Origin of the sequence: Pseudomonas emilianonis, assembly GCF_023072625.1 — a bacterium.
GTDB classification, from domain to species: Bacteria; Pseudomonadota; Gammaproteobacteria; order Pseudomonadales; family Pseudomonadaceae; genus Aquipseudomonas; species Aquipseudomonas paraveronii.
This window is the reverse complement of record NZ_JAKNRV010000248.1, coordinates 1-8,028: the sequence shown is the minus strand read 5'-3', so window position 1 is coordinate 8,028 and position 8,028 is coordinate 1. Positions and strand designations below refer to the sequence as shown.

General features: G+C 60.8%; 5 protein-coding genes and 2 pseudogenes. 5 read left to right on the top strand and 2 right to left on the bottom strand.

Features of this window, described 5'->3' with window-relative positions:
- Positions 1-59: 59 nt before the first annotated feature.
- The 3 genes and pseudogenes from L9Z73_RS21050 (at position 60) to L9Z73_RS21040 (ending at position 2,488) form a co-directional block, all read left to right on the top strand.
- Complete coding sequence (locus L9Z73_RS21050) at positions 60-1,478, top strand: efflux transporter outer membrane subunit (RefSeq protein ID WP_247405002.1); 1,419 nt, start codon at positions 60-62, stop codon at positions 1,476-1,478.
- An 84-nt stretch (positions 1,479-1,562) separates the two neighbouring features.
- A pseudogene (locus L9Z73_RS31330) lies at positions 1,563-1,746 on the top strand (DUF6124 family protein).
- Between the two features lie 283 nt (positions 1,747-2,029).
- Entirely contained in the window at positions 2,030-2,488 is a 459-nt protein-coding gene (locus tag L9Z73_RS21040; protein ID WP_247405000.1) for an REP-associated tyrosine transposase, read from the top strand.
- Between the two features lie 183 nt (positions 2,489-2,671).
- Here L9Z73_RS21040 and L9Z73_RS21035 read toward each other — a convergent pair whose 3' ends face one another.
- Together L9Z73_RS21035 and L9Z73_RS21030 are read right to left on the bottom strand one after the other, a co-directional pair.
- Entirely contained in the window at positions 2,672-3,955 is a 1,284-nt protein-coding gene (locus L9Z73_RS21035; RefSeq protein ID WP_247404998.1) for a Zn-dependent hydrolase, read from the bottom strand.
- A gap of 75 nt (positions 3,956-4,030) precedes the next feature.
- Positions 4,031-5,518: an NCS1 family nucleobase:cation symporter-1 gene (locus L9Z73_RS21030; RefSeq protein WP_247404995.1), complete on the bottom strand. Its 1,488-nt coding sequence runs from the start codon at positions 5,516-5,518 to the stop codon at positions 4,031-4,033.
- A gap of 602 nt (positions 5,519-6,120) precedes the next feature.
- Here L9Z73_RS21030 and hydA point away from each other — a divergent pair.
- Both hydA and L9Z73_RS21020 read left to right on the top strand, forming a co-directional pair.
- Entirely contained in the window at positions 6,121-7,560 is a 1,440-nt protein-coding gene (hydA, locus tag L9Z73_RS21025; protein WP_247404992.1) for a dihydropyrimidinase, read from the top strand.
- Positions 7,561-7,637: 77 nt separating this feature from the next.
- A pseudogene (locus L9Z73_RS21020) lies at positions 7,638-8,028 on the top strand (dihydropyrimidine dehydrogenase); the annotation flags it as partial.

Below are 8,028 nucleotides of genomic sequence, written 5' to 3'. Positions count from 1 at the left end.
GCCCGACGCCCTGCGCGAAGGCGACCCCGTGCAACTGGCCGACGCCTCCGGAGGTGCCCATGCGCCCAAGGCTTAAACCGCTTGCTGCCGTGATGCTGCTGGCTTTACAAGGTTGCTCGCTGACGCCGACCTACAACGTGCCGGCGATCAAACTGCCGGCCAACTACCGCGAACAGACCAGCGACGGCCCCTGGCACAGCGCGCAGCCGTCCGACCAACTGGCGCCGCAGTGGTGGGCGCTCTACCACGAGCCGCGCCTGGATCAGTTGCAACAGCAATTGCTCAAGGCCAACCCGGACCTGGCGGCAGCGCTGGCGCACTTCGATGCGTCCCAGGCGTATGCCAGCCAACTGCATGCCGGGCTGTTCCCGCAAATCACTGCCAGCGCACAACCGCTGCGTCAGCGCCAATCGGACTCGCGACCGCTGCGCGGCACAACGCAGCCGTCGGTGTACAACAGCAACACTGCGGGGTTTTCGTTGAGCTACGACTTGGACCTGTGGGGCAAAATCCGCAACCAGGTGGCGGCGGGTGATGCGCAGGCGCAAGCGTCGGGCGACGATTTGGCGGTGGCGCGTTTGAGCTTGCAGCATCAGTTGGCGACCTTGTATGTACAGCTCAATGGGCTGGATGCGCAAAGTCGGATTCTCAACAACTCGCTGGAGGATTTCAGCCAGGCCCTGCAACTGACCCGCAGCCGCTACGAGGGCCAGATAGCGTCGGAACTGGACCTGACCCGCGCGCAAAACCAGCTCGCCCAAGCCAAGGCGCAACTGGATGAAGTGCGTGGGCAACGCAACCTCACCGAACATGCCATCGGCGAACTGGTCGGCGTGGCGGCCAGCGACTTCACGCTACCGGCAAGCCAACAACTGATCGCCCTGCCAGGGATTCCGTCGCAACTGCCAAGCCACCTGCTGCAACGTCGTCCGGATATTGCGGCAGCGGAGCGCCGAGTGTTTGCGGCCAACGCGAATATCGGCGTGGCCAAGGCCGCGTGGTACCCGGATTTCAGTCTGACCGGATTGATTGGCGGACAGACCCAAGGCGTAGGGAATTTACTCTCGGCAGGCAATCGGTATTGGGCGCTGGGGCCGCTGATGAATTTGCCGATCTTCGATGGGGGTCGCTTGAGTGCCAACGAACGCCAGGCCAAAGCCGAGTTTGAACAAGCCTCGGCGCAGTACCGCAGCCAGGTATTGAAGGCCGTGCGCGAGGTGGAAGACAACCTGGCGCAACTAAGGGATTTGCAGCAGGAGGCGCAGGATGAACAAGCGGCGGCAGATGCGGCGCAGCACACGCAAGCGTTGGCGATGAACAGCTACCAGGCCGGCGCGGTGAGTTATCTGGATGTGGTGACCGCGCAGACCGCGACGTTGCAGGCGCAAATGACCTTGCAGACGGTGCAGACGCGGCAGTTGCAGGCGAGTGTGGGGCTGGTCACCGCGCTTGGCGGCGGCTGGCAACCTGGCGCCTGAGACTTGTTTGTGCAAACCGGCTCGAAGGTGGGGGCTGGTTTGCCTGTGATGGCGGTAGATCAGCCAAACATCACCGACTGATCCATCGCATATTCAGGCCTCCGGCCCGACCTTGACACCGAAACGCTGCTGGTCAATGCCACCCAGGATCTGGAATCGATCAACTCCATCGCCGCACATCTAGCCTTCGAATGTCGATGGGCCGCAGCGCGGTATGGCGCTGGGAATTTGCCGGATGCGGGAAGGCGCGCAGGTTCGGCCGCAATAGCGGTGGCGTCAGTTCCGGCCTCATCGGGAGCAAGCCCCCTCCCACACTGACCCTGCACCAGACACACCATGTATGAACACCGCAGAACCCATGTGGGAGGGTTCAAGCCCACCCCCACACTGACCCTGCACCAGACACACCATGTATGAACACCGCAGAACCCATGTGGGAGGGGGCTTGCTCCCGATTGCGCTCTTTCAGACACATCCTGCCAAAAGCATGTCCATCAATCCCAAGCCCCTCTATCTAACCTCTCAAAACACACCCAGAAAGAGGCCAAGGAATGCCTGACTTACCCGCTTCACACCGCCTGCGCATCGGTCGATTCAGCGAACCGAACCGTATCTACCTCATCACCACCAACACCCACGAACGCATCCCGATATTCAAGAATTTCCATCTCGGTCGCTTGGTGGTCTGGCAGTTTCGATTAGCTCAGTACCAAGGGCTGGCTAACTCCCTGGGATGGGTGATCATGCCGGACCATTTCCATTGGCTGCTCGAACTGAAAAAAGGCTCGCTGGCGGACTTGATGTGCCAGGTGAAGTCCAAAAGCACCAGGACCGTTAATGGCGCAAGCGGACGCAAGGGGCGGCTTTGGCAGGAAAGTTTCCATGACCGGGCGCTGCGCCAGGAAGACGACCTGGTGAAAATGGCCCGGTATGTGGTGGCCAACCCATTGCGAGCGGGATTGGTTCGCCGGATTGGCGACTACCCGTTGTGGGATGCCATTTGGGTATAGACACAGTTCAACTGTGGGAGGGGCTTGCTCCCACACTGATCCTGCGCCAGACACACAATGTATGAACACCGCAAAACCCATGTGGGAGGGGGCTTGCCCCCGATAGCAGTGGTTCAGCCAGCTTATCTGTAACTGACCCACCGCCATCGGGAGCAAGCCCCCTCCCACAGTTTTTAGCGCATTTCAGGCAGCCAACTTACCGCTGGCGATGGCTGCCGAGGCAGCCACCATTGCCCGCAACAACACCGCACACCCCGCCGCCAGGTCATCCGGTGCGGCGTTTTCGATTTCGTTGTGGCTGATGCCACCTTCGCACGGCACGAAGATCATCCCCGCCGGGCCGAGTTCGGCGACGAAGATCGCGTCGTGCCCTGCCCCGCTGACGATGTCCATGTTCGACAACCCCAACCCATTCGCAGCATCGCGCACAGCGTCCACACAGCCTTTGTCGAAATACAGCGGCGGGAAGTCGGCGGTGGGTTCCATTTCAAAACTCAACCCATGTTTGGCGCAGGTTTCGTCGATCACCTGGCGCACCTGGGCAATTATCGAATCCAATCGCGCCGGTTCCAGGTGACGGAAGTCCAGGGTCATGCGCACTTCACCCGGGATAACGTTGCGTGAGCCCGGATAAGCCTGCAAGCAACCGACAGTGCCACACGCATGCGGCTGATGCCCCAACGCCGCCGCATTCACCGCCGTGACCACTGCGGCCGCGCCGACCAGGGCGTCCTTGCGCAGGTGCATCGGCGTCGGCCCCGCGTGGGCTTCAACGCCGCGCAGTGTCAAGTCGAACCACTTTTGCCCGAGGGCACCAAGCACCACGCCGATGGTTTTTTTCTGGTCTTCCAGAATCGGCCCCTGCTCGATATGCGCTTCGAAATAAGCGCCGACTTTATGCCCACTCTCCGCCCGCGTCCCCGCGTAGCCAATCGCATTCAGCGCATCGCCTACGCTGACGCCAGCCGCATCGACCTTGGCGAGGGTATCAGCCAGGCTGAATTTCTCGGCAAACACCCCCGAGCCCATCATGCACGGCGGGAAGCGCGAGCCCTCTTCGTTGGTCCACACCACCACTTCCAGCGGCGCCTCGGTTTGCAGCTTGAGGTCGTTGAGGGTGCGCAGCACTTCCACACCGGCCAACACCCCGAAGCACCCATCGAACTTGCCACCGGTGGGCTGGGTGTCGATATGGCTGCCGGTCATCACCGGTGGCAGGTCGGGATTGCGCCCCGGCCGGCGGGCGAAGATGTTGCCAATACCGTCGACGGTCACGCTGCATCCGGCCTCTTCGCACCATTGCACGAACAGGTCGCGGGCCTGGCGGTCTAGGTCGGTGAGGGCCAGGCGGCACACGCCGCCCTTGGGGGTGGCGCCGAGTTTGGCCAGGTCCATCAGCGACTGCCACAAACGGTCGCGGTTGATGTGCTGATGGGTCGATTGCAGAACGTCCAGGGCAGCGTTCATGGGGATCTCCTCAGGCTACATTTCTTATGGATTGACTCGGTCAATGGTGGGAGCCAGCTCCCACCTTGAGCGGGTTTACAACGAAGATTTAACGGCGACCGGGCTGACCCCGCGCCCGGCATTCAGGCCGTAATACAACACGCCGCCCAACGCCGAACCGGTAAACCAGCCATAGCTGTAGAACCAGCTGAACGCATCGCTGCCCAACGACAACAACGTCAGCACCACCGGCACGCCAAACGCAAGAAAGCCTTTCCAGTTCCACGCCGGGTACACGTCGTCACGGTACAAACCGGCCAGGTCCAATTGCTGTTTGCGGGTGATGAAATAGTCCACCACCATGATCCCGGCGATCGGTCCCAGCAGGCTTGAATAGCCGAGCAACCAGTTGGAATACACAGTCTCCAGGCTCACGTCGGAAATGATCAGCCCGAGCTTTTTCAGCAGCTCGTGCCCCATCAACACCAACCCCACCAACCCGGTGAGAATCACCGCCGTGGTGCGGTTGATCAGCTTGGGCGCGATGTTCTGGAAGTCGTTGGTGGGCGACACGATGTTCGCCGCAGTATTGGTGGACAAGGTGGCGACGATGATCAACGCCATGGCCACGGCGACCCACACCGGGCTTTGGATATGCCCGATCAGCGTCACCGGGTCGGACACGCTGACGCCCACCAGTTTCACCGACGCAGCGGTCATGATCACGCCGAGGGCGGCGAACAGGAACATGGTCAGCGGCAGGCCGAAAATCTGCCCGAGGATCTGGTCCTTCTGGCTCTTGGCGTAGCGGCTGAAGTCGGGAATGTTCAGCGACAAGGTGGCCCAAAAGCCCACCATCGCGGTCAGGCCGGCCATGAAGTAACCGGTCAGGCTCGCACCTTCGGGGCGTTTGGGCGGGATCGCCATCAACTCGCTGAGGGACACGTTCGGCATCGCCCACACCAGCAGGCCAATGCCCACCGCCACCAGCAGCGGTGCCGACAGGGTTTCCAGGCGCTTGATCGACTCGGCGCCACGCAGCACCACCCACAGGTTCAGGGTCCAGAAGATCATGAAGCCGATCACTTCACCGGTGCCGCCCAAGGCCTTCCAACCCTCGAAAATCGAGCCCAGAAAAAGGTGAATCGCCAACCCGCCGAACATCGTCTGGATACCGAACCAGCCGCACGCTACCAGCGCCCGGATCAGACACGGCACGTTGGAACCGAGAATGCCGAATGAAGAACGCAGCAACACCGGGAACGGGATGCCGTATTTGGTGCCGGGGAAGGCGTTGAGGGTCAGCGGGATCAACACCACGATATTGGCCAGGAGAATCGCCATCAGCGCCTCGCCCACCGACAAACCGAAGTACGCGGTGAGCACCCCGCCCAACGTGTAGGTGGGCACGCAGATCGACATGCCGACCCACAGCGCGGTGATGTGCCACTTGTTCCAGGTACGTTCATGCACCTTGGTCGGTGCCATGTCGTGGTTGTAGCGAGGGCTGTCGAGGACGTCGGGGCCGGCGTCGAGTTCGTACAGGCCGTTGCGTTCAATAACTTGCGATCTGTTCTGTTGCATGGCCGCTCCACGGTTTTTTTCGAATTATTGTTGCTCACCTGCAAGGTCGGTGCAGGTGGCCGGAGTACCTCGTAAACAACATGACATCACGGGTCCGGCCAGCCGCCACTGCACTCAATAACCGTGCCGACAACCCAACCCGACCCCGCACCGCGTATATAACTCGCTGATGTTTATCAGCTTTATTTCAAACACCGATTAATCCTGCGGTACTTGCCGCGTGACACAGGCTGGATAACGCGAAAGTTGGCCGAACATTCAGGACTCAATCTGGTGCAACACAATTATTTTTATTTACCGCCGCCGTCAAGTGGCAAGTCTCAAGCGCCTGATTTGCAATAAGAAATGTTACTCATACTGTAAACCTGTCAAGTGCGTCAAAATGGTGAGCGCTCGCTACATTTTGGTGATTTTTATTTTTTATTGTTTAAATTCAATTAGTTAAAAAACAAATAGACGTAGTAAAAATCTTCTTGCTCATTCTAAAAACACCGGCTAGTTTCTATTCCTGTCACCCATGACAGGTTTTACAAACCTGCGCTGGAAAGAACTACAACACTTAGAACTGGCACAAGCCGGTCAAGCCTTGTGAGGAACTCGACATGTCGCTGTTGATCCGTGGCGCCACCATCATTACCCACGATGAAAGTTACCGCGCCGATGTTTTATGCGCAGACGGTCTAATTCGCGCGATTGGCACGGACCTGGACATTCCCGCTGGCACCGAAGTACTCGATGGCAGCGGCCAATACTTGATGCCCGGCGGCATCGATCCGCACACCCATATGCAACTGCCCTTCATGGGCACCGTGGCCAGTGAGGATTTTTTCAGCGGCACGGCGGCGGGTCTGGCGGGGGGCACCACCTCGATCATCGACTTTGTGATTCCCAACCCGCAGCAATCCTTGCTCGAAGCCTTTCACCAATGGCGCAGCTGGGCGGAAAAGTCGGCGGCCGACTATGGCTTTCACGTCGCGATCACCTGGTGGAGCGAGCAGGTGCGCGAGGAAATGGCCGAGCTGGTCAGCCACCACGGCATCAACAGCTTCAAGCATTTCATGGCCTACAAGAACGCGATCATGGCGGCCGACGATACGTTGGTGGCCAGCTTCGAGCGCTGCCTGGAGCTGGGCGCGGTGCCCACCGTGCACGCAGAAAACGGCGAGCTGGTGTATCACCTGCAACGCAAGCTGATGGCCCAGGGCATCACCGGGCCGGAAGCGCACCCGCTGTCGCGTCCGTCCCAGGTCGAAGGTGAAGCGGCGAGCCGTGCGATCCGTATCGCCGAGACCATCGGCACGCCGCTGTACTTGGTACACGTCTCGACCAAAGAGGCGCTGGATGAAATCACCTACGCTCGCGGCAAGGGCCAGGCGGTGTACGGCGAAGTGCTCGCCGGGCACCTGCTGCTGGACGACAGCGTCTACCGTCACCCCGACTGGCAGACCGCCGCTGGCTATGTGATGAGCCCGCCATTCCGCCCGCGCGGGCATCAAGAGGCGCTGTGGCATGGCCTGCAATCGGGCAACCTGCACACCACCGCCACCGACCACTGCTGCTTCTGCGCCGAGCAAAAAGCTGCCGGGCGTGACGACTTCAGCAAGATCCCCAACGGCACCGCCGGTATCGAAGACCGCATGGCGTTGTTGTGGGACGAAGGGGTCAACACTGGGCGCCTGTCGATGCAGCAATTCGTCGCGCTGACCTCCACCAACACCGCGAAGATCTTCAACCTCTACCCACGCAAAGGCGCAATCCGCGTCGGTGCCGATGCCGACCTGGTGCTGTGGGACCCCGAGGGCACGCGCACGATTTCCGCCAAGACCCACCACCAGAACGTCGACTTCAACATCTTCGAAGGCAAGACCGTGCGCGGCGTGCCGAGCCACACCATCAGCCAGGGCAAGCTGGTCTGGGCCGATGGCGACCTGCGCGCCGAACGCGGTGCCGGGCGGTATGTGGAACGGCCGGCGTACCCGGCGGTGTTCGAGCAGTTGAGCAAGCGGGCTGAGCGCTCCAAGCCGGTTGCTGTGAACCGCTGAGAGCGCTATGGGGGCAAGCCCAGGCAACAAAAATGCCCGCCAGAGGCAATCCGAAAAAAAACCGTGAGGCCCACACCGTGATCCAGACCCTGACCCACCTCCCCCATCCCCATGAAGACGGCGCCACCCTCGCCAGCCATTTCACCGACCTGGCGCCGCCCCTCAACGCCCGCCAGGCGCAATTGGAAGCCTCGCGCTGCCTGTATTGCTACGACGCGCCGTGCGTGAACGCGTGCCCCAGCGAAATCGACATCCCGTCGTTCATCCGCAACATCCACACCGACAACGTGCAAGGCGCCGCGCAGAAGATTCTCTCGGCCAACATCCTCGGCGGCAGCTGCGCCCGGGTCTGCCCCACCGAGATCCTGTGCCAGCAAGCCTGCGTGCGTAACAACGCCGAAGAATGCGCCCCGGTGCTGATCGGCCTGTTGCAACGCTACGCCATCGACAACGCGCACTTCAGCAATA

Excerpts from the sequence above, each read along its gene's own strand:
- L9Z73_RS21050 (WP_247405002.1), top strand. The coding sequence starts at position 60 with ATGCGCCCAAGGCTTAAACCGCTTGCTGCCGTGATGCTGCTGGCTTTA.
- L9Z73_RS21040 (WP_247405000.1), top strand. The coding sequence starts at position 2,030 with ATGCCTGACTTACCCGCTTCACACCGCCTGCGCATCGGTCGATTCAGC.
- L9Z73_RS21035 (WP_247404998.1), bottom strand. The coding sequence starts at position 3,955 with ATGAACGCTGCCCTGGACGTTCTGCAATCGACCCATCAGCACATCAAC.
- L9Z73_RS21030 (WP_247404995.1), bottom strand. The coding sequence starts at position 5,518 with ATGCAACAGAACAGATCGCAAGTTATTGAACGCAACGGCCTGTACGAA.
- hydA (WP_247404992.1), top strand. The coding sequence starts at position 6,121 with ATGTCGCTGTTGATCCGTGGCGCCACCATCATTACCCACGATGAAAGT.